The organism is Paenibacillus wynnii, from assembly GCF_030812855.1.
Classification (GTDB): Bacteria; Bacillota; Bacilli; order Paenibacillales; family Paenibacillaceae; genus Paenibacillus_AQ; species Paenibacillus_AQ wynnii_A.
This window is the reverse complement of record NZ_JAUSTK010000043.1, coordinates 1-21,241: the sequence shown is the minus strand read 5'-3', so window position 1 is coordinate 21,241 and position 21,241 is coordinate 1. Positions and strand designations below refer to the sequence as shown.

The window sequence follows — 21,241 nt, the reverse complement described above, 5'->3', positions numbered from 1 at the left end:
TACTCCAAAATCAATGTTTGTTAGGTGACGCTGCCGACAGAAAGCCTTTCACACCCAAATAGAGGAGATTTCTCCCTCTATTCTTGCACCCGATGCCCTATTTGGGCCATTAGAGGGAATTTCGCCCGCTAATTTTGGGGATAGGGCCTTTAGAGGGAGAAAGGGCAAGATTTAAAGGGGCATTTTCCCTTTAATCTCAAAATAAAGGCGTTTCAGTCGATATTAGCGGGCACTTTTCCCTCTAATTGGCCGAAAGGTCGGTCCGCTGGTCCGAATAGGCTATTTCAAGAAAGAGCCGTTTTTACAACATATTTGGAGGTAGAGGATTTGGCTTTTATCCAATGTCAGTTTTATTCAGAAACCTTAAGTTTGTCCATAGGCATCAATGTCTTTATTCCTCAATATTCTGCAATTCAGGTTAGTGGTACTGGTAAGTTACCAGTCTTGTACCTGCTCCACGGACTAAGCGCGGATCATACCGATTGGATGAGGCATTCTTTCATCGAACGTTATGCGGAGGAGAAAGGAATCGCTGTTGTCATGCCAAGCGTAGGGCGCAGCTATTATACAGATATGAAGTATGGGTCAGACTACTTTACTTTTCTGAGCGATGAATTACCCACTGTAGTACGTGCCCTATTCCCTATTTCGGACCGCAGGGAGGATACCTTTGTGGCAGGAATGTCCATGGGGGGATATGGTGCGTTCAAGTTAGGTCTTACCTTCCCGGAACGTTACGCGGCAGCCGCAAGTCTATCGGGAGGCTTGGATACTGTCAGCCGTATGAGTGGTCCTAACAACTTACAGCCTCGTGAATTAACAGCTATTTTTGGTGAGGTGTCAGACATAAAGGGGAGCTCCAATGACCTGTTTTATTTACTGGAGAGGTTGAAGGAATATGACGGGAACATACCCATGTTCTATCAGTGCTGCGGAACAGAAGACTTTTTGTATGCAGATAACCAAACCTTCAGAAAGCATGCGCTAGATTCAGGAATAATAGAAGTGACGTACTCGGATGGACAGGGTGAGCATAATTGGGAATATTGGGACCCTAAGATTAAAGATGTTATCGATTGGTTGCCCTTATCAGGTGAACAGTGAAGGCTTAAGGACCGAATGGTCAATAGAGAGAGCAGGAGTGGATACAAATGGTGTTAAAGAACGAGGGTTTGCTTACATTGTCAGCAGGGAGCTTAACCTTTAGATTTTTGCCTAGCGGGGACTTATATCAGGCTACATATGGGACAACGATGATTAACCAATGGTTGTCCAATTCCATAGATGGATCGTTCAACAATATATATTTGAGGGTTCATGATGAAGAAGGAATTCATGCCTATCCTTTACTGGGTGTTCAATCTCAGAGCCTTGTCCGCAAGCTGGATCAACGATTAGTATATGAAGGCTTGGTCGCAAATGTTCACTATCAGGTAATATTCACCCCAACGGAGCAGGGGATGTGGTTCTGGGATGTGAAGTTATCAGGAAATCAAACACGAGTAGACTTGATTTACGGACAAGATATTGGGATTGCAGATGCAGGAGCTGTCCGCAGCAACGAGTCTTATGTTTCCCAATATATCGATCATAGCGTTTTTGAAGATGAGAGTAAGGGTTACGTTGTGTGTTCCCGGCAAAATCAACCCCAAAGGGGAGCCTTTCCATACGTCCAGCAAGGATCTTTAACTAAAGCGACCTCTTATTCCACAGATGGGTTTCAATTCTACGGCCTGTCCTATAAAGAAACCAATAAGCCTGCCTGTCTATCGCAAGATTCGTTGGCTAATGAGGTCTATCAGTATGAATTTGCCTATACAGCCCTGCAATCCGAACGTGTTCAACTAGAAGGAGAAGCCAGATTCGTATTCTACGGATTATTTAAGGCAGATCATCCTGCTGCGATAACCACACTGGAATATGGTGAAGAGGTAGAGCAGGCCCATAAAGCTGTTCAGGCACTTGGCATCGAGGAAGGGGGTACTATGGATCAGGTATCTAAATTGCCTTCCATAGGTGCTCCTTTGTACACGCAAAGTTTAACAACCGAAGAAATTAACCGTTTGTTCCCTAATCGTCAACAAGAAGAAGTGGTTGGTGATACGCTGCTGTCTTTTTTCACGGAGCGTTATGAGCATATAGTTTTAAAGGAAAAAGAGCTTAGAGTGGAACGGCCACACGGGCATATTTTAATGAGCGGCGATAATGTGAGCTTGAAGAACCCGGTAATCACGACCACTTCGTATATGTACGGTATCTTTAACTCACAACTGGTTGTAGGGAATACAAACTTTAATAAAATGACAACCAATGCGAGAAATGCGCTGAATGTACCTAAAACCTCGGGGCAGCGGATCTATGTGGAGATCGATGGGGAGTATCGGCTGTTAACGATGCCTTCATTGTTCGAAATGGGCTTCAACTATGTACGCTGGTACTATAAAACCATGGATGATCTACTGATTATCACTAATTTCACAACTGTAGACACACCAGAGGTACGATTGAATGTACGTTCCGAACAAGGCAGGGCTTACCGTTTCTTGGTGACCAATCAGATTACAATGAACGTTAGTGAATACGAGCTTCCTTATAAAATAAGACTTCATAGCGACTACCTCTCTTTTCATGCAGACGCAGCATCAATAAGTGCAAATGTGTATCCAAAATTGGAGTACAGACTTCATGTTACAGGAACAAGAATGACACTCTCTGATGAGCGTGAGCTGGTAGGCCATATTGAACCGGGTGAAGCTTCGCTGCTTGTATTGGAGCTTGCGGCAAGCAATGATTGGACGATGGTGTTTCAAGGTCTGCTGAATGGCGGAGAACTGCCTATGGTAGAGAAACAAGCTGTGGAAGAGATAGAACGTTATCGTAATTTTTTAAGCACTGTAATGAATGGGTTCCATTTGTCCGCGGTGAATGGGAAACATACTGAACTGTTTAAGGTAAATAGCTTGGCTTGGTGGTATACCCACAATATGCTTGTCCACTACTCAGTGCCGCATGGACTCGAGCAATATGGCGGAGCTGCATGGGGGACGCGTGATGTCTGTCAGGGACCTGTTGAGTATTTCATGGCCACTCATAATTATGATCAGGTACGTGCCATTTTGTTGACTATCTTTTCGCATCAGTATGAAGAGGATGGAAGCTGGCCGCAGTGGTTCATGTTCGACAATTATGCGAAGGTCCAACAGGAGGAAAGCCACGGAGACATTATTGTCTGGCCGCTGAAGGTGCTTGGTGATTATCTGAACGTTACCCGTGATTACAGCCTATTGAAAGAAGAAGTGCCTTATACAAGCAAACATGACTTTGATTTTACTGCCGTGACGGCGACTATATTAGATCATGCTCTAAAAGAAATAGGGTATATAAAAGATCATTTTCTAGAGGGTACGCATCTCTCTTCCTATGGTGACGGCGACTGGGATGACACCCTGCAGCCCGCCAATGCTCAACTGAAGCAGTATATGGTCAGCAGTTGGACAGTAGCGTTAACCTATCAGAGCTTTAACCAATTTTCGAAGATGATGGAAGCTGTGGATCCTATGATAGCGGCTGACTTGCGTAGTCTCACAGATGGAATCTGCTCGGATTTTAACCAATACATGCTCCAGACCGAAGTTATACCTGGTTTTCTGTACATGGAGAATCCTGAACAGGTGAAATTAATGGTTCATCCTAGCGATACAGAGACGGGTATCCACTATAGGCTGCTGCCTATGACACGCAGTATGATCAGTGAGCTGTTGACACCTGAACAAGCGGCGGCACATTATGACATCATTCGTACTGAATTGTTCTGCCCGGACGGTGTGCGGTTGATGAACCGACCTGCTGAGTATGCAGGGGGTGTAAGCACCCACTTTAAACGCGCGGAACAAGCCGCGAATTTCGGTCGAGAGATCGGATTGCAATATGTGCATGCCCATATTCGTTATATAGAAGCCATGGCTAAGCTTGGTAAAGGTGATGAAGTGTGGAGCGGACTCGCCCAAATCAATCCTATTGGCATTCAGGATGTTGTTCCCAATGCCGACCTGCGGCAAAGTAATGCCTACTTCAGCAGTTCCGATGGCAAGTTCAACACACGTTACGAGGCACAGGAGAGATTTGATGAATTGCGAAGCGGAATGGTACCGGTAAAAGGGGGGTGGAAAATTTATTCCAGTGGTCCAGGGATCTATATGAATCAGTTGATTACTAATACTCTGGGCATCCGCCAAGAGGCAGGCGATTTGATTTTGGATCCTGTATTACCGCAAACCTTAGATGGATTGCGTTTTGACTTCGAGTATGCAGGAGCGACGGTTCAATTTGTATATCATTTAAATAGTGATGAAGCACGAGTTCGCATTAACGGTCAGGATATGGCCTCGGAGACCACAACGAATCGCTACCGTAAAGGTGGATTACGGATTGGCCGTGAAGAGTTCGAACGTGTACGTGGAACGTCTACAAACATTATAGAAATCGAAATCTTTAAGTGAGATTACTGGAAAATAGATCATAGTCTCGAATTAAATCTATGCATACTTCAACCATGAATAACCCAAAAACGGCAGAAATGTCGTTTTTTTGGGTTGTCTTTATACCTCATGCGGGAGGAAGTCTGGAATTTCGGTTAATGTGCAGCTTCATATGGGTTTTAGTGTGAATTGGGGCTCTATCCTCATAACTCAAAAAATGTCGAAATTTAGGTAAAAAGGATTTGTTCTCCGCTCAAGCAAGGATGAAACTTATAACCGTTTTAAGAGTTTGATTTTGTGAACAAAAAAGTAACATTCCACAATTTTTTATATGAAAACTATTGTGGATTTGTTAGATATCAGTATTTTTAACTCGGGATATTTCGGACTGTAATTTGATGAATATGGTTTATTTGGTAAAGATATCGAGAAGGGAATGGGCTTTTATTTATTGTTAATATTAGTCATGTGAAAATTAGGTAATGCCTGTCTCATCAAGGTTTGGGGGCGTAATAAGGTCTACTTTCTGCTGAGAAAAAATTAAAACTAGGATCATTGAATTGTGACAAAATTAATTAAAAATAAATATATTGACGATATAGAAAAAGAGCGATAAATTTACATTAAGATTAGGTAATATCTCTCATGAAATTAATTTGTGATATGACTTTTGTCATGTAGGTAAACTTTCTCGAAAGGTGTGACACAAAAGTTTTATCCTAACATTTTACTCTTGAAATGTCGAGAAAAGAGTTTTTTTGTCGAAAGTTTAATTCGGAGATATTCAGTTTCTGAAGGGGGGTATGACGCTCGAAATTTGTGTAATGAAAGAAAGTAAGGGAAGCGATGATGTATGCCCTAAACCTGGACACTAGGGGTATACGGAGCTGGTAGTGTAACCGGCCCTCTTAGAAGTCAGTGTATCTGAGGGGAGAAAATAACATGAGAATTATGAGCGTCTTACTGACTTGTTTGTTAGTTATGAGTATAGGGTCGCCCGTTTTTGCAAAGGGTACGGATAAGGGTGAGGGCTGGGATAAATCCTCACTTGTATTTACCATTTCTAATGGAGAATGTTCTATTGTTGAAGCTGTTGTCGAAAATCATGGATCAGGAAATATGATTGGAGAAGTGACTTGGGAATTGTATTATGCTTCAACCGGAAACCCGAAAGCTGGAACCATTATTGCGACAGGTACGGTTGGTCCGCTTAATTCGGGTACAACACAAACGTTATCATACAATCCCAACAATATAGTTGGGAATTATATGTTCAAGGCTTATCAAGTTCTTGGGCACCCAGGAACAGGTGAGCTTTGGAGTGACATGATACAGATCGTAGAGTGTGTAACGCCAACGCCATCGCCATCACCGTCACCAACGCCAACAACAGTAACGGAAACACCGTCACCAACGCCAACAACAATAACGGAAACACCGTCACCAACGCCAACAACAGTAACGGAAACACCATCACCAACGCCAACAACAGTAACGGAAACACCGTCACCAACGCCAACAACAGTAACGGAAACACCGTCACCAACACCAACAACAGTAACGGAAACACCGTCACCAACACCAACAACAGTAACGGAAACACCGTCACCAACGCCAACAACAATAACGGAAACACCGTCACCAACACCAACGACAGTAACGGAAACACCGTCACCAACGCCAACAACAGTAACGGAAACACCGTCACCAACGCCAACGACAGTAACGGAAACACCGTCACCAACGCCAACAACAGTAACGGAAACACCGTCACCAACACCAACAACAGTAACGGAAACACCGTCACCAACGCCAACGACAATAACGGAAACACCGTCACCAACGCCAACGACAATAACGGAAACACCGTCACCAACACCGATTATCATCGTGGATGATCAGATTCCTTTAGGTCCTGGAACAGTCGAAGTAATTGAAGACCCAATTCCTCTTGGCCCTGGCACTGAAGAAGATACGGGTACTCCTGATCAAGTAGAAGATATAGAACAAGTGGTAGATGAAGAACAAGTGGTAGATGAAGAACAAGTGGTATTGGAAGATCCAACTCCTCTGGGCAGCTTACCGCAAACTGGTGAATCTAGTCCGATCAATACCTATATGATGGGGTTTGCACTGATTACAGTAGGATTTCTATTGAGATTAAACTGGAAGTCAAATAATAGAAGAAAATAATTGTAGAGTCATTGGAGAAGTATAGAGTAAAGATCTCTGTACTTCTTCTTTTTTTCATGGAGAAATGTATGTGAGTTTTATTATGTGCTAATATGAATCCTATATATGGGGAAATTAAACAATATGTTAAAAAAGGAGCCTATACTATGACCAAAGATATTTGGATCAACCTTCCAGTGAAAGATCTCAACAAATCAAGGGAATTTTTCTCCGCTTTGGGTTTCCCGCTAAATTCACGCCACGCGAATAACAATGAAATGGCCAGCTTGGTTGTAGGGGATAAGAATGTGATTGTCATGCTATTTCCGGAGGCTACATTTGAAAAATATACAAGTATCAAAATTGCAGATACCCAGCAAGGTTCGGAGGTATTGTTCTCCATTGGTGCAGAAAGCAAAGAAGAAGTAGATGTACTGGTTAGCAAGGTGGAGCAGGCAGGGGGGACCATATACAGCAAACCTATAGATCAGGGCTGGATGTACGGAGCAGGTTTCGCAGATTTGGATGGTCATCGGTGGAATGTGTTGTATATGGATCTTAGTAAGATGCCTACGGAATAAAGAACTCAAATAATTACCTTGTACAAAGGGAGGCGGTAACTTACCGCTTCCTTTTTGCTTTTATTATTTAACCGAAATTGTGGAATTGGATTGACAAACAAATAGGGTGAATTTATCATAAAAGTGTTAATTGTTTTAAGTGAATATAAAACGATTTATATATATGTAAAAGAAACGGAGAGGATACAATGAACGGGTTGATAGCGCTTACTTTTAAGAATGTTGGCGGAAGAGGGGATCTAAATGAGAAGTATTGCGAGTAAAAGCTTACTGCTGATATTAATTTTAGCTTTGCTAGGCTGTACGGAGAAATCCGAAGGAAGGAAGTCAGTGTTGAATGATAACGCCTCAGTAGCCGCAGAACAATCTGACTTTAGGAATCCAATCGTGGAGCAGCGTGCTGATCCTTGGGTATATTTGCATTCGGACGGCTATTATTATTTCACAGGTTCTGTTCCTGAATATGATCGTATTGAACTGTGCCGAGCGAAGACCCTGAGTGAGTTGGGACAAGCTGAAACGGCGGATGTATGGACCAAACAGGAGAGCGGTCCGGGAAGTAAGCATATTTGGGCACCTGAAATTCACTTTTACAAGGGGAAGTGGTATATCTATTTCGCAGCAGCCAGAGAAGATGCACCCTTTGATCATCGAATTTATGTCTTGGAGAATGATGCTGCTAAACCGCTTGAAGGAACTTGGATCGAAAAGGGCCAGTTAAAAACGAACTGGGAATCCTTTTCTCTGGACGCGACTACTTTTGAATATAATGAAGTTATGTATCTGGTTTGGGCTCAGAAAGCTTTTGATATTGAAGGCAACTCGAATTTATATATTGCGGAACTTGAGAACCCCTGGACTCTGAAAGGCCAGCAGACTCTACTATCCAAGCCGGATCAACCGTGGGAGAGAATTGGCTTCAAAGTAAATGAAGGAGCAGCGGTAATCAAGAATAAGGATAAGGTATTTATCACTTATTCGGGCAGTGCTACAGATGATAACTATGCAATGGGGTTATTGACAGCATCTGGTTCGAGTAACTTGCTTGATCCTAAATCCTGGACAAAGTCGGAGACACCTATCTTCTTCAGTAATCCTGAAACCGGCAGATACGGTCCCGGACATAATAGTTTTACTACAACACCTGACGGTAAAAAAGATATTTTGATTTACCACGCGCGTCCCTACAAAGATATCCAAGGGGATCCGCTGTTTGATGCGAACCGCCATGCATGGGCACAATTCTTCACCTGGAATGATGACGGAACACCGAATTTAGGACGCCCTGGAGTTGAGAAATAAGACTATAACCAAAAACATCTACCCATATGAAGATTCAATGTAGTGGGTCTGGGTTTGAATAACTTCCGGTCCATAATCCAATACTTATCTCGAATATCCAATTAAAGGAGAACAATAAGAGATGAATTTTCGTGAGATATTGGACGAAGTATGGAAGTCGTTTGTTGTAATAATAACAGGGATGTTATTGCTTAGACTCGCAGGAAGAAAATCTATCTCTCAAATGACCGTTCCAACTACAGTCATTATGGTATCTATTGGGACGGTAATCGTTCAACCTATTGCAAATAAAAGCATTTGGATGGCTATTATTGCAGCCACAACGTTCATATTCATATTAGTCTTAGTTGAGTTTCTGCAAATTAAATCGAATGGTATTGAAAAGTTTATTCGTGGTAGTTCTGTAATCGTCATTAAAAATGGTGAATTGCAGGTTGAAGAATTGAAAAAACATCGCCTGACCGTAGATCAGCTCGAAATGAAGCTGCGCCAAAATGGGATAACTCATATAAAGGACTTAAAGACAGTAACTATTGAAACAAATGGACATATTGGTTATGAACTGTTGGATCATGCCAAACCAATCACAATCCAACAAATGACATTACTTCTTGATTCATATTTTCGGACAAGTCCACGGACTAATAGCTTTCCAGAAATAGACGTTTCAACTAATAAGGAAGACCCATCGCTATTTGATGAATTACATGAAGAGCAGAAGCACAGTGTGGAAGAAGAACTTCAATAACTCAGACTATACTTTTACGACATATTATAAGGTATAACAAAACAAGGACAGGAGCTTCCTCGTATGGAGGCTCTTGTCCTTGTTTATTGGGTGAATCTACATTAAGCTATAGAGCATTAAATAAATAAGTTTTGTGTTTTTCTCTAACTTATGAGAAAATTAAGTTTTGCAATGGATGTTAGAACTTGTTATGGCATGCGAAATGCCGGAACTTAATATTGGAGGTAGGTTTGGTGGCGAAGCGGTATCCTTTTGAGTATGATCCTACCAGATCTTTTATAGAGCAAGTAGGCGAATGGGTTGGGGATGTTTTTTATGAAATCCTCCCTGAGGCAGGTTTTGAAGTTCGTGATGAACAGATATATATGGCTTATCAGTTGGAACGGGCTTTTGCAGATAAGACAACGATTTTTGCTGAGGCTGGAGTAGGAACGGGTAAGACCCTGGTGTATTTACTGTACAGCATCTGTTATGCGCGTTATACCGGTAAGCCGGTAATTATCGCCTGCGCGGATGAGTCGTTAATTGAGCAGTTGGTGAAGCCGGAGGGTGATATTGCGAAGCTTGCAACGCACCTGGATATGGTAATTGACGCCAGACTGGCTAAATCCCCGGATAAATATTTGTGCTTAAAGAAGCTGGATCAGGCTCGTAACCGTGATGATGAAAGCTTGCCGCTTGAGGAACTGTATGATACATTACCTGATTTTGTACATTCCTATAAGCCAATGCAGCAGTTCCATGCGTATGGGGACCGTAAGATTTATTCAGATCTAAATGATGAACAATGGAACCAGATTAATTGGGATACCTTTCAGGATTGCTTAACCTGCGATATGCGCCAACGCTGTGGTCAGACGTTGTCACGCGATCATTACCGGAAATCCGGGGATTTGATTATATGTTCTCACGATTATTACATGGAGCATGTGTGGACCTATGAAGCCCGGAAACGAGAGGGTCAAATCCCGCTGCTTCCAGAGCACAGTGCGGTTGTATTTGACGAGGGGCATTTACTAGAATCGGCGGCAATGAAGGCTTTAGGTTATAAAATGAAGCATGTTGTATTTGAAGAACTGCTGACACGCCTTCTGCAGAATGAAATTCGTGAATCGCTTGCTGTTCTTATCGATGAAGCAATCCTGCAAAGTGAAATTATGTTTGATCGCATTCGTCGCCAGAGCCGTCATATTCCGGGTTCGGACCGTATGAGCATTGAACTGAATGCACTGTTGATTCGTGATGTACATCGGATGCGCAGTGTAATTGCAAAGATTGAAGAAGAATTGGTCTTTGAGAGCGAGCTGTATACACTTGATGAGTATCAACTGCGAATTGTAGAAGAACGTCTGGAAATGATGGAGATCGCGTTGAAACTGTTCGAAGATTCAGGTGCATTGATATGCTGGGCGTCGGAAGACAGTGACGGTATGACCTTGTCTGTTATGCCCCGTAATGTTAAGCAAGTACTTGAGGAAGGCTTGTTCAGCCAGAAGATGCCTATTGTATTCTCTTCTGCTACATTGTCAGTGGATAAAAGTTTTCATTATTTGCAGGATAGTCTTGGAGTAAAGGATTATCTCTCATTCTCGGTAGATTCACCGTATGATTATGAGAACCAGATGAAGGTGTATCTGCCGGAGAAGCTTACTGGGGACTTTTCCGACAAAATGGAGATATCCATGAATTTAATCGAACAATCGGAAGGAAGAGCTTTAGTGCTGTTCCGTACCCGAGAGGAGTTACAGCAATTCAAACAGGAGTGTGGACTTAGACCACAGCTTCGTGAGTACACGTTCTTGTATGAAGGCGATCAAGAGATTAGCTATTTGATCTCTGCTTTTCAGCGGGATGAACATAGTGTTCTGTGTGCTGTTACTTTGTGGGAAGGCCTAGATATTCCGGGTCCCTCACTTTCTAATGTTATTATCTGGTCACTGCCTTATCCTCCGCTTGACCCTGTCTTTATGGCGAAGCGGGCGGAAACAACATCTCCTTTTGAGGATGTGGATCTTCCATACATGCTACTCCGACTTAAACAGGGCATGGGCCGTTTGATTCGAACGGGTGAAGACCAAGGGATTGTAACTGTTCTTGCGGAAGCTGACGGACAGCACCCGGTGCACGAATACATCTCTTCGGTAATGCCAAAGGGAATCAAGCTACAGAAGCTTGAAGTACAGAAACATTAGAATGATTGAATGATTACGTTTGCAATCACGAAACGTCTGGGAAACCAGGCGTTTTTTGTTTGTGGTACAATAAAAACAAATTGATAGGAAATACATGAATTGGAAATACAAAGAGAATCTGAAATACAGAAAGAAGTACTCAGCTGTGTGGAAAAAATAGATCGTACTAGAAAAAAGGAGACGTTAAAACATGATCGTAACTTTGACGATTAACCCTAGCGTAGATGCGAGCACAAGTATTAAGCAAGTGGTACCCGATCACAAAATGCGGTGTCGTGAAGCCTCCTACAAGCCGGGCGGCGGCGGGGTAAATGTATCCCGGGCAATCCACAGATTAGGGGGAGAATCGTTAGCCTTATTTACATCCGGGGGATTACACGGTCAGTTGCTGCAGCAAATGCTTGAACGTGAGGGTGTTACTCTCCAATCTATACCCATTGCAGGACAAACCCGTGAAAATTTGATTGTGCTGGAGGAATCTACGAGCCAGCAGTTTAGATTTGATATGCCGGGGCCGGTATTTATCGAAAGTGATTGGGAACGATGCCTCGAACAATTAAAGGCAGTAACCGTTGAACCTACATATATCGTAGCAAGCGGCAGCCTTCCTCCGGGATGTCCCAAAGACTTCTATGCCCGAGTGGTAGAGGAAGCCAAGAAGTGGAATGCCCGGGTGATAGTAGATACATCAGGAGAAGCGCTGCAGCTAGCTGCGGATGCCGGTGTATATTTATTGAAACCTAATGCACGAGAACTAGAAGAATTGACCGGAAGAGAAATTGACAATGAGGATGAAATAAAGGCTGCTGCGCTCCAGCTTATTGATGAAGGCCGAACCAAGGTTGTGATCGTATCTTTAGGCGGCGAGGGTGCCCTGTTAGTTACTAAGGAGAGTACCGAGCATATTCCTGCACCTGATGTTCCAGTCTTAAGTGTTGTGGGGGCTGGTGACAGCTTAGTAGCTGGAGTGGTGTATAGTTTGGCCCAAGGCCTAAGTTTACGGCAATCTGTACAATTTGGTGTCGCGGCCGGAGCTGCTGCAGTTATGAATCCTGAACGGGAATTGTGTAAACGGGATGATACTGAAAGATTATTCGAGAGTATGGACAAGGGATGAAGTTAATATTCCTTGACGTGAATATTCCTTAAATGGTATATTCAAAATAAGAAAATAATATGGAGGTACAACATGACCGAAGCTAATGAATTTGTGTACACACGTGTATTAGACGCGCCACGAGAGCTTGTGTTCAAAGTATGGTCGGAAGTTGAGCATCTGAAAAATTGGTGGGGACCCATAGGTTTAGAATTGGGAATTGCCAAGCTGGATTTTCGGCCAGGGGGTATCTTTCACTACAATATGCGTTCACCTGAAGGTGACGTTATGTGGGGGAGATTTGTCTACCGTGAAATCGTAGCTCCAGAGAAAATTGTATTTATTAATTCCTTTTCCAATGAAGAGGGTGATGCTGTTCGAGCGCTATTCAGTGCGGAGTTTCCGATTGAAATACTAAATACTGTAACCTTCACCGAAAATGAGGGCAAAACTACACTCACGCTCCGTGGAGGTCCATTAAATGCTACCGAAGAAGAGCTTATCTTTTATAGAGGAATGTTCGAGTCTATGGAACAAGGCTTCGGCGGTACCTTTGATCAACTTGCCGAGTATTTGACAAAAGTATAATCACTTTATATTGAAGCTATAGCGCTGCCAATACTTATTGGCGCGCTTTTTTTAATTCTGTAGCCATTCCTCTTTAAGTAGTGCTTTGATCATTTCAACGTTGGTTTCCCCAAGCTTATGGATAATCTCTTGCTCAAGTTGTTTTTTTATGATCATCATATTTGTATTTGACTCAAGACCCTTTGTGGTAAGTGAGATATGTCTGTCGCGGTGATTATTCTCAACATCAACACTTTTCACATAACCCCGACCTAACAGACCGTGAATACTTTTATGAGTTCCCTGTCTGGAAAGGTTAATGATTCTACTGATTTCAGAAATAGAAAGCTTCTGATGAACCTCAAGAATGGCTAGAATGTGGGTCTCTGTTTTATTCAGATCCTCTGATATGGAGTCGATCACTTTTTTACGCAAAGCTAAATGCTTTTCGCTAAGTAAATCAATCAGATTCAAATCTTGTAAATAATGATTCATCGGGACCTCCTGAATACTGAATAAGATAAGGCATTACATAGTTAGTATAAGGCTTTTGGAATTATTGTCAACTTGGTTGACGAAATAAAAGAGGCGTGATATTGTAACCGAGTGGACAATACTTGGATGCAAGGGAGCAGTATAATGGGAAGTAATAAGAGGGAAACTTTTATTTTTACGTTAATTATGTGTGCTTTAATGGTTGTTGGAATGAGTTTTTACAATGTGATTTTAATGGAAGGGCTGTCGGGAAATCTCCTTAAGGGCGTAGTTATCGGCTATTTGCCGGCGTTTATATTTGCTCTTGTTGTAGATATTTTTATTGTAGGCAAGATCGCCAAAGGGATTGCTCACAGACTGATAAAAGAGAGTGATCCTATGATCAAAAAAATAATGCTGATCTCCTTTTTCATGGTTACCGGTATGGTGCTGTTTATGTCTTTCTATGGAGCTGTTATACATGTCGGTTTCACGGCGGCTTTGCCAATGGCCTATCTGACTTCAGTAGGCAAAAATTTCATTTGTGCCTTGCCGCTTCAATTTCTCATAGTGGGCCCGTTGACACGATTTATCTTCCTAAAAGTCACGCCTGCTGTTTCTACTTAACCGGCATTTTCAGTTGTAAAAAGGATATAGATTCTTTTCTTTAGGGAAAAGATCTATATCCTTTTTGGTTTATCTAAAGCTACATAGCAGTTTGTCCATCATCATGGCTCAATTGCCAGTGAATGCCGAATTTATCGGTTACCATGCCATAACATTTGCTCCAGAAGGTTTCTTGAAGCTCCATACTTACGGTGCCGGCTTCTTTGAGTTTCCCGTATAGAGATTTAATTTCATCAGTGTTCTTGCTTACAATCGTGAGGCTAATGTTATTTCCGGCCGTAAACGGCATGCCTGGAAAAACATCAGAAAACATTACAGTGCTGCCCATAATGTTCAAATGAGTGTGCATAACTAAATCTTTTGCTTCTTCAGGGAGATTAAACTCCGGATTAGGCGGGGCTTCTCCAAAGGTCATAATGTGCAACTTCTCGGCCTCAAATACCTCTGCGTAAAATTCCACGGCTTGCCGGCAATTCCCATTGAAATTAAGATATACATCTAAAGCCATTTGCCACACTCCTCAGTCTTATGATATATAAATCACCCCAGGAATGATTTACATTAAAATTGTAACATTTAACCACACAAAATGGGAATCAAACTATCGGCTTGGCCGAAAAGAAGACTTCATTATAAACAAAGCATTTCGTAAATTTTTTCAATACCTGACATTTATATTGACCAGCATGAAATAAGTCCAAATAGCTGTCCTCATTTCGAATATATTCACCATCATCGTACCAATTCATAAAGCGGTTATTTAAGGGCTTGCGTTCACAAAGATAGGGTTCCATTACAATGATTTCCCCATCAGGTTTTAATATCCGTTCAAATTCCAACAAATAATCATTGATTTGCTGATCGTTCAAATGGTGGAGAACCGCTATAACGAAAATATAGTCGAAGGAGTTATCTTTAGCCGGAATTGTTTTTTCATCAAAGTGCATAAAGTTATGGTTGGGATAAATTCGCTTGGCCAGGTTAACCCGTTCTCTATCCGGCTCAATTCCAAGATAGACCTCAGGCCTGCAAATAGAACAATTTGCACCGGTCCCGGATCCAAAATCAAGAATTTCCTTCTTCTCTAATTGAAACCCGTTCTGAATATGCTCATGGATATATTTTTTAGTGAACCATTGTGGACGAACAAACCAATGGTACATTCGCGGAGAAAGAGGCATAGAGTTTGTATTCACCACCGTTTCTGTAAGTAACGAAGTCTAGTGTGACTTAACCTGCCAGCAAATATTCATGAAATAACGCTAATAATCCTAGAAAGTTCAATAATACATTGACATGATGTAAGTTCAGGCGTATTCTGTGAATAAAAAATAAAAATATTCATAAAATCACAAAAGAGAGTTGATTCCCTTGCCCAAGAAATTTTCAGATCAAGAACGAGCGTGGATTAATGAGAAATTATTAACAGAGGGCCGCCGCAGCTTTGAAGCTCGAGGCCTTAAAAAGACGAGTGTAGAAGACCTTACAAAAGCTGCTGGTATCTCTCAGGGATCATTTTATTTATTTTTCGGATCGAAGGAGGAATTGTTTTTTGAAATATTGCAGGAGGATGAAAAGCGGATTCGAGACACCATGCTAGATTCGTTCAAACCAGGGGATTCCATTAGTAAAGAAGGGATTAAGCAATTTTTGCTGCAAGCCTTTCAATTAATGGATGACAGTCCGCTGCTGCGTCAAATGACCGTTCGGGGCGAGATGGAGCAGCTTATCCGAAAATTGCCTCAAGAGCTTCAGGAAAAGAATTTTGCGGAGGACAAGGACTCTTTAATGCCCGTTATTGAAACCTGGCAGGCTCAGGGGATATTGAGAGGAGTAGCTTCGGATCTAATTGTAAGTTTAATTCGCGCCCTCGTTTTGTTGACGCTGCATAAGGAAGAGATCGGGGAGAAGCTGTTTCCAGCTACCTTGGAACTTCTGGTTGATCTCTTAGCTGAAGGAATGGTATCAAGATAACCGGGCTGAAAGGAATGAGTCTTATGATCGAAGTCAAAGATCTTCAATTTTCTTATCCGAATCAAAAGGATCGTACACTCCACGGGCTTGACTTTGCGATTCCGCAGGGAGAAATATTTGGTTTTCTCGGCCCCTCAGGAGCTGGTAAAAGCACAACTCAAAAAATATTGATTGGCGTGCTGAAAGCTTATCAGGGCAGCGTAAAGGTGATGGGGAAGGAAATACGGGATACCGGACCTGACTATTTTGAACGAATTGGAGTAGCCTTCGAATTCCCGAATTTTTATACCAAATTCACAGCTTTAGAAAATCTAAAACTGTTCCGGTCACTATATTCAGGTCGAACTGAGGACCCTATGCAATTACTACAGCAGGTTGATCTAGCCGATGCTGCTAAACTGAGAGTTTCGGAGCTGTCCAAGGGGATGAAGATGCGTCTGAATTTTTGCCGGGCCTTATTAAATAAACCGGAAATACTTTTCCTTGATGAACCTACTTCCGGGCTGGACCCCGTGAATGCAAAGCGAATGAAGGATCTGATTCTGGAAAAGAAAGCGGCGGGTACAACGGTGCTTATTACGACGCATAACATGCAGGCCGCAGAGGAACTTTGTGATCGGGTTGCGTTCATCGTTGACGGTCAAATTAAGCTGATAGATTCCCCTCGGGAGTTGAAGCTTCGGCAGGGCCAGAAGCGAATCCTTGTTGAGTATCGTCAGCATGGCGAGATAATCAAAGAAGAGTTTTCCCTAGAGGCTATTGGTAATAATGATCGATTCCTGCAGCTCATAAGGGAAAATCCGGTGGAGACGATTCACTCCCTTGAGGCAGGTCTGGAACAAATATTCATTGATATCACCGGGAGGCAGCTTACATGAGGACTTCGTCTGCTTTTGCCTTTGATGTCCGATTCCAATGGCGGCACGGATTTTATGGAGTCTATCTAGTTGTCTGTGCTTTTTATTGGGTTCTGATGCATTTCGTCCCTGAGGTCCACAAGGAAAAGGTAATGGTTCTGCTAACCTTTAGTGATCCAAGTGCGCTTGGGCTTATTTTTGCCGGAGGAATTATTCTGCTTGAAAGAGATCAAGGTATTCATGACTCCTTATTTGTCACCCCGATCCGAACTCGGGAATACTTGCTGGCGAAAGCTGGGTCATTTTCTCTGCTGTCCTTACTCTCGGCTTGGGTGATTCATCTGCTAACCATGGGCATACCGGAATCTCCTTTCAGCTTCTCTGCGGGTATCTTACTGACATCGAGCTTTATGACTCTCTTGTCCATTGGAGTAGTGGCTCGCTGCCAGACGATTAACAGTTTTATTTTGCTTTCCCAGGTTTATGCACTGCCATTCGTGCTTCCTTTGCTCGGTTATTTTAATGTATGGGAATCGAAGCTGTTTCTACTCTTGCCCACCGAAGGAACTTTAAGGCTGTTACAATCGGCATATTCTACTTTGATACTCAGAGATTATTTGTATTCTTTATTGGTTTTGTCGGTATGGAATTATGCAGTTTATGTCTGGGCTCGACGTTCCTATGAACAACATATTTTGATGCGGGTAGGCTCGGGAGGTGCAGGTAGATGAGGAAGTATAGAGCACTGCTTATAAACGACATACGCCATGCCGGACTTGATCCTGTTCTTATGGCTGGCATCTTGGGGCCGCTGGCGCTTCTCTTTCTCTCCAGATTTGGCTTTTCTATTGCGGAGCATTGGCTGGAAGATCGTTATGCGTTTCATCTAGGTGAGTACAGAGGGTTTGCTGCTTCCTTCCTGATTACGGTCATCCCCATGCTTATCGGTATGATGACGGGTCTATTAATGCTAGATGAACGCGATGAAGAAGTTATAGCCTACTATGCGGTCACCCCACTCATGCGAAAAGGCTATATGGTTTACAGGTTATTTCTCCCTTCAATATTGTGTACTGTGCTATCGTCATTATATTTACTATTCTCCGGAATAGCTGAAATAAGCTTAGAGAGTCTCTATGTACTTCTGCTGCTGGCTCTGGAAGCACCCTGTTTTGCCTTATTCCTGTCTGCATTTGCTGCGAACAAGGTGGAGGGTTTGGCTTTATCCAAATTAGGGGGCTTATTCATAGCCGGGCCTGTTGTTGCTTATTTCGTGCCGGGTGGATGGCAACTGCTGGGTGCTTGGATACCGTCTTATTGGCCTGCTAAGACCTTTTTGGAAGGGATGGGAGATAGGCATCTCGCAGCTTTTAGCCATTTTGCTTTAGGGCTGTTAATTCATGTTTTTTTATTGATGATAATGGTTAAAGTATTTATCAAGAGAGTGGATTAATTTGTATATAAAAGGTCTCCTTAAGCGGTGAAAATCCTTGCAGTCCTTTGGGTCCGCTTAATATCAATAATTTCTTCATAATCACTTATGAGTCCATCAAAAATATTCTCCCACGAGCGGCTTAACGCGAGTCTCCGGCCTTCAAGTCCCATCACGGCCAACTGCTCCCGCCGATTTATCCAATTTAAAATCTCGCGAACTATAGCATCTGCACAACGAGGTTTGACCAAAATACCGGTACGACCGGAGACGACTAAGTCCGTCACACCTCCTGCATTAGCTGCAATTACGGGCAGCCCCGAGGCCATTGCCTCCAGGACAACATTCCCGAACGTTTCTGTACTAGAAGGAAAGACGAATAAATCTGCCGAGGCATATAATTGTGCAAGCTCCTCGCCATGCTTGTAGCCGGTGAAGGTTACATTGAGTGGAACTCTCGTTCGAAGATCCGACCCAAGCGGACCGTCTCCAACTACTAACCAATGTACCTGGGAATGCATGGATTCGGGAAGTTTCTGCATGGCAAGTTCGAGGGTTGAAATGTCTTTTTCAGGGGCGATCCGACCTACAAATAGCAGTAATAGAGGTGCAGTTATTCCGTAACGTTCCCGTACGTCATTACTGCGTTTTTGAGGTGTATACAGCTGACAGTCTATACCTCTGGACCATAGCTTCAGATGATCAAACCCTTGGTGACGTAGAGTATCCAGCGTCTCACTTGAAGGGGCAAATGTAGCATCGCAGGAGCGATGGAACCAATTCATGTACTTCCAGTATAGCGGAACGATTCTTTTCATCCTGTAATATTCAAGATAACGATCAAAATGGGTATGGTAGGAAGCAACATGGGGGAGTCCATGCTTGTGAGCATAGCGTAGACCGCAAAGTCCAATATTGAAAGGGGTAGCCATATGCAGCAAATCCGGTTGGAAAGCGTTCAATTCACTCCGGATCGATGCCATATTTGGTAGTGCAAGCCTGCACTCTGGGTACATAAAAAAGGGAATACTGGCAATGGGACGTATCGGATCGGCGTAGGTTCCTTCGGGGGCTGATTTTGGTGTGAATAGCAGGTGCTCTATGCCACGTTGATTCAAATGTTCGGTTAATCGGTAAAGAGTGCGGGCAACACCGTTCGTTTGCGGAAGAAATGTGTCTGTAAATATGGCAAGACGCATGGATATCCCTCCCATAACTCCTATTTCTCTAATTGTAACAAAGGAATATTTGTTAGGAGTCAAAGGCGTGTTAAGTGGAAAAGCCTCTCAAATTAACACCTCAATTGCTTATTTTACATAAACATCTTATGAAATTTGTGAACTTAAGATCTGCATTAACCCTAGGGTATATTATTTCAATATTTGACCCATTATTATGAATGACAGATAAGGGTATTTGTGCTGAAAAATGCTGATGGAGATGACATTTAACATAGTTTTGGCATGCGCTCAGTCACATCGGCAAACAATTAACTGTGTTACCTTTATAGCTATTACTCCTTGGAGTTTTGATAACGATCTACAAATAGTGAAAGAGGTGCTTCATTGAAACTTCCAACAATCCAATTCGGGCATATTAAATCCCAGGTTCCTGTTATTCAAGGTGGAATGGGTGTAGGCATATCCTTAAGCGGACTAGCTGCCGCTGTAGCCAAAGCTGGCGGGATCGGTACCATTTCCGGTACAGGAATCACTACTGATGAACTTAGAATGCATATTCGTAAAACAAGAGAACTCTCCCAAGGGATTGGATATATCGGTGTGAACGTATTATTCGCCATGAAGGATTTTGCTGATAAAATGAAGGCTGCTTTGGAAGAAAAGGTGGACTTTATTATTTCCGGGGCCGGAATTTCCAGAGATATTTATGCTTGGGGCAAAGAATATAACACACCTGTGGTATCCATTGTTTCATCCGCTAAATTAGCCAGAATCTCTGAAAGGCTGGGGGCCGCTGCGGTCGTAGTTGAGGGTTTTGAAGCTGGAGGTCATTTAGGGACAGATAGATCTATGTTTGATATTCTGCCTGAAGTAGTAGAAGCCGTTTCCATTCCGGTGATTGCGGCGGGTGGTATTTTAACAGGGGATGATATTGCAAAAGCTCTTCGGATCGGTGCATCCGGTGTTCAAATGGGTACTCGTTTTGTGGCTAGTCATGAATGTGATGCTCCGCTGTCCTTCAAACAAAAGTACGTAGATGCTCAGCAGGGTGATACTGTCTTAATTAAGTCTACAGTGGGTTTAGAGGGAAGAGCGATTCGAAATGAATTCACAGATCTGATTAGTGATGATGGCAAAGTGAAAATTGTTAAATGTCATGATTGTCTAAAGGTTTGTTCTTATCGCTTCTGCACCATGGAATCTCTGCTAACCTCGCTTAGAGGAGATGTTCAGAACGGGCTGGTATTTGCCGGGTCCAGAGTCCATGAGATTAAAGAAATTTTATCTGTACAGCAGATTATGGATAAATTAATGAACGAGTATCAAGGGGCTATGACCACAACGGGTTAAGAATCCTCATGATTGCTGACTATCGAACACCTACGTTTGGGACTCCCAAGCGTAGGTGTTATTTTTTTCACAAACCTATTGAAAGAAAGAGTGAATATAAATTATAATTATGCAATGCTTTAACAAACTGCCCGGAATTCCTCTTCCTCAACCAAAGGTAGGTGGGGGATGGATAGGGCGGTCTTAATTTTTTCTTGCTTCAGAGCAACA

General features: G+C 42.7%; 19 protein-coding genes and 1 riboswitch. Of the genes, 15 read left to right on the top strand and 4 right to left on the bottom strand.

Annotation, left to right across the window (positions count from 1 at the left end; all coding sequences use genetic code 11):
* Window positions 1-327: 327 nt before the first annotated feature.
* The 9 genes from J2T20_RS24310 (at window position 328) to J2T20_RS24270 (ending at window position 13,157) form a co-directional block, all read left to right on the top strand.
* A complete protein-coding gene (locus tag J2T20_RS24310) occupies window positions 328-1,104 on the top strand; it encodes an alpha/beta hydrolase (protein ID WP_307592388.1) in 777 nt (258 codons plus the stop codon).
* A gap of 47 nt (window positions 1,105-1,151) precedes the next feature.
* Window positions 1,152-4,499 carry a GH36-type glycosyl hydrolase domain-containing protein gene (locus J2T20_RS24305; RefSeq protein ID WP_307592385.1) on the top strand — a complete coding sequence of 1,116 codons (3,348 nt, stop codon included), beginning with the start codon at window positions 1,152-1,154 and terminating at the stop codon, window positions 4,497-4,499.
* Between the two features lie 809 nt (window positions 4,500-5,308).
* Window positions 5,309-5,392: riboswitch (cyclic di-GMP riboswitch) on the top strand.
* Between the two features lie 28 nt (window positions 5,393-5,420).
* Entirely contained in the window at window positions 5,421-6,671 is a 1,251-nt protein-coding gene (locus J2T20_RS24300) for an LPXTG cell wall anchor domain-containing protein (RefSeq protein ID WP_307592383.1), read from the top strand.
* A 146-nt stretch (window positions 6,672-6,817) separates the two neighbouring features.
* Window positions 6,818-7,231 (top strand): VOC family protein, encoded by a 414-nt coding sequence (locus J2T20_RS24295; protein ID WP_307592382.1) that lies wholly within the window; start codon window positions 6,818-6,820, stop codon window positions 7,229-7,231.
* Window positions 7,232-7,474: 243 nt separating this feature from the next.
* Window positions 7,475-8,533 carry a glycoside hydrolase family 43 protein gene (locus J2T20_RS24290; protein ID WP_307592380.1) on the top strand — a complete coding sequence of 353 codons (1,059 nt, stop codon included), beginning with the start codon at window positions 7,475-7,477 and terminating at the stop codon, window positions 8,531-8,533.
* A 121-nt stretch (window positions 8,534-8,654) separates the two neighbouring features.
* Window positions 8,655-9,281, top strand: a complete 627-nt coding sequence (locus J2T20_RS24285; protein ID WP_307592379.1) for a DUF421 domain-containing protein — start codon at window positions 8,655-8,657, stop codon at window positions 9,279-9,281.
* A gap of 233 nt (window positions 9,282-9,514) precedes the next feature.
* Window positions 9,515-11,473, top strand: a complete 1,959-nt coding sequence (locus J2T20_RS24280) for an ATP-dependent DNA helicase (protein WP_307592377.1) — start codon at window positions 9,515-9,517, stop codon at window positions 11,471-11,473.
* Window positions 11,474-11,663: 190 nt separating this feature from the next.
* Complete coding sequence (locus tag J2T20_RS24275; RefSeq protein WP_307592375.1) at window positions 11,664-12,590, top strand: 1-phosphofructokinase family hexose kinase; 927 nt, start codon at window positions 11,664-11,666, stop codon at window positions 12,588-12,590.
* Window positions 12,591-12,662: 72 nt separating this feature from the next.
* Window positions 12,663-13,157 (top strand): SRPBCC family protein, encoded by a 495-nt coding sequence (locus tag J2T20_RS24270; protein ID WP_307592374.1) that lies wholly within the window; start codon window positions 12,663-12,665, stop codon window positions 13,155-13,157.
* Between the two features lie 51 nt (window positions 13,158-13,208).
* Here J2T20_RS24270 and J2T20_RS24265 read toward each other — a convergent pair whose 3' ends face one another.
* A complete protein-coding gene (locus tag J2T20_RS24265; RefSeq protein WP_307592372.1) occupies window positions 13,209-13,631 on the bottom strand; it encodes a MarR family winged helix-turn-helix transcriptional regulator in 423 nt (140 codons plus the stop codon).
* Between the two features lie 144 nt (window positions 13,632-13,775).
* On the opposite strand from J2T20_RS24265, the gene J2T20_RS24260 reads away from it, so the two are divergent.
* Window positions 13,776-14,237: a DUF2798 domain-containing protein gene (locus J2T20_RS24260; RefSeq protein WP_307592370.1), complete on the top strand. Its 462-nt coding sequence runs from the start codon at window positions 13,776-13,778 to the stop codon at window positions 14,235-14,237.
* A 79-nt stretch (window positions 14,238-14,316) separates the two neighbouring features.
* On the opposite strand, the gene J2T20_RS24255 is transcribed toward J2T20_RS24260, so the two are convergent.
* The gene (locus J2T20_RS24255; RefSeq protein ID WP_307592368.1) at window positions 14,317-14,745 is read right to left on the bottom strand and encodes a VOC family protein; all 429 of its coding nucleotides are present in this window, start codon (window positions 14,743-14,745) and stop codon (window positions 14,317-14,319) included.
* 88 nt (window positions 14,746-14,833) lie between these two features.
* Window positions 14,834-15,418: a class I SAM-dependent methyltransferase gene (locus tag J2T20_RS24250; RefSeq protein ID WP_307592367.1), complete on the bottom strand. Its 585-nt coding sequence runs from the start codon at window positions 15,416-15,418 to the stop codon at window positions 14,834-14,836.
* A 190-nt stretch (window positions 15,419-15,608) separates the two neighbouring features.
* Between J2T20_RS24250 and J2T20_RS24245 the strand changes: the two genes are divergently transcribed.
* From J2T20_RS24245 to J2T20_RS24230, 4 genes are read left to right on the top strand one after another with little or no spacing between them, the layout of a single operon-like run.
* Window positions 15,609-16,211, top strand: a complete 603-nt coding sequence (locus J2T20_RS24245; RefSeq protein WP_307592365.1) for a TetR/AcrR family transcriptional regulator — start codon at window positions 15,609-15,611, stop codon at window positions 16,209-16,211.
* A 23-nt stretch (window positions 16,212-16,234) separates the two neighbouring features.
* On the top strand, window positions 16,235-17,089 hold the full coding sequence (locus J2T20_RS24240; RefSeq protein WP_307592363.1) for an ABC transporter ATP-binding protein: 855 nt from the start codon (window positions 16,235-16,237) through the stop codon (window positions 17,087-17,089).
* Window positions 17,086-17,799, top strand: a complete 714-nt coding sequence (locus J2T20_RS24235; RefSeq protein WP_307592362.1) for a fluoroquinolone export ABC transporter permease subunit — start codon at window positions 17,086-17,088, stop codon at window positions 17,797-17,799. Before J2T20_RS24240 ends, J2T20_RS24235 begins: the two co-directional genes overlap by 4 nt.
* A complete protein-coding gene (locus tag J2T20_RS24230; RefSeq protein ID WP_307592360.1) occupies window positions 17,796-18,521 on the top strand; it encodes a hypothetical protein in 726 nt (241 codons plus the stop codon). Before J2T20_RS24235 ends, J2T20_RS24230 begins: the two co-directional genes overlap by 4 nt.
* A gap of 20 nt (window positions 18,522-18,541) precedes the next feature.
* Here J2T20_RS24230 and J2T20_RS24225 read toward each other — a convergent pair whose 3' ends face one another.
* Window positions 18,542-19,699 carry a glycosyltransferase family 4 protein gene (locus tag J2T20_RS24225; RefSeq protein WP_307592358.1) on the bottom strand — a complete coding sequence of 386 codons (1,158 nt, stop codon included), beginning with the start codon at window positions 19,697-19,699 and terminating at the stop codon, window positions 18,542-18,544.
* A 366-nt stretch (window positions 19,700-20,065) separates the two neighbouring features.
* Between J2T20_RS24225 and J2T20_RS24220 the strand changes: the two genes are divergently transcribed.
* Window positions 20,066-21,031, top strand: coding sequence for an NAD(P)H-dependent flavin oxidoreductase (locus J2T20_RS24220; RefSeq protein ID WP_307592357.1), 966 nt, complete (start codon window positions 20,066-20,068; stop codon window positions 21,029-21,031).
* Window positions 21,032-21,241 lie beyond the last annotated feature (210 nt).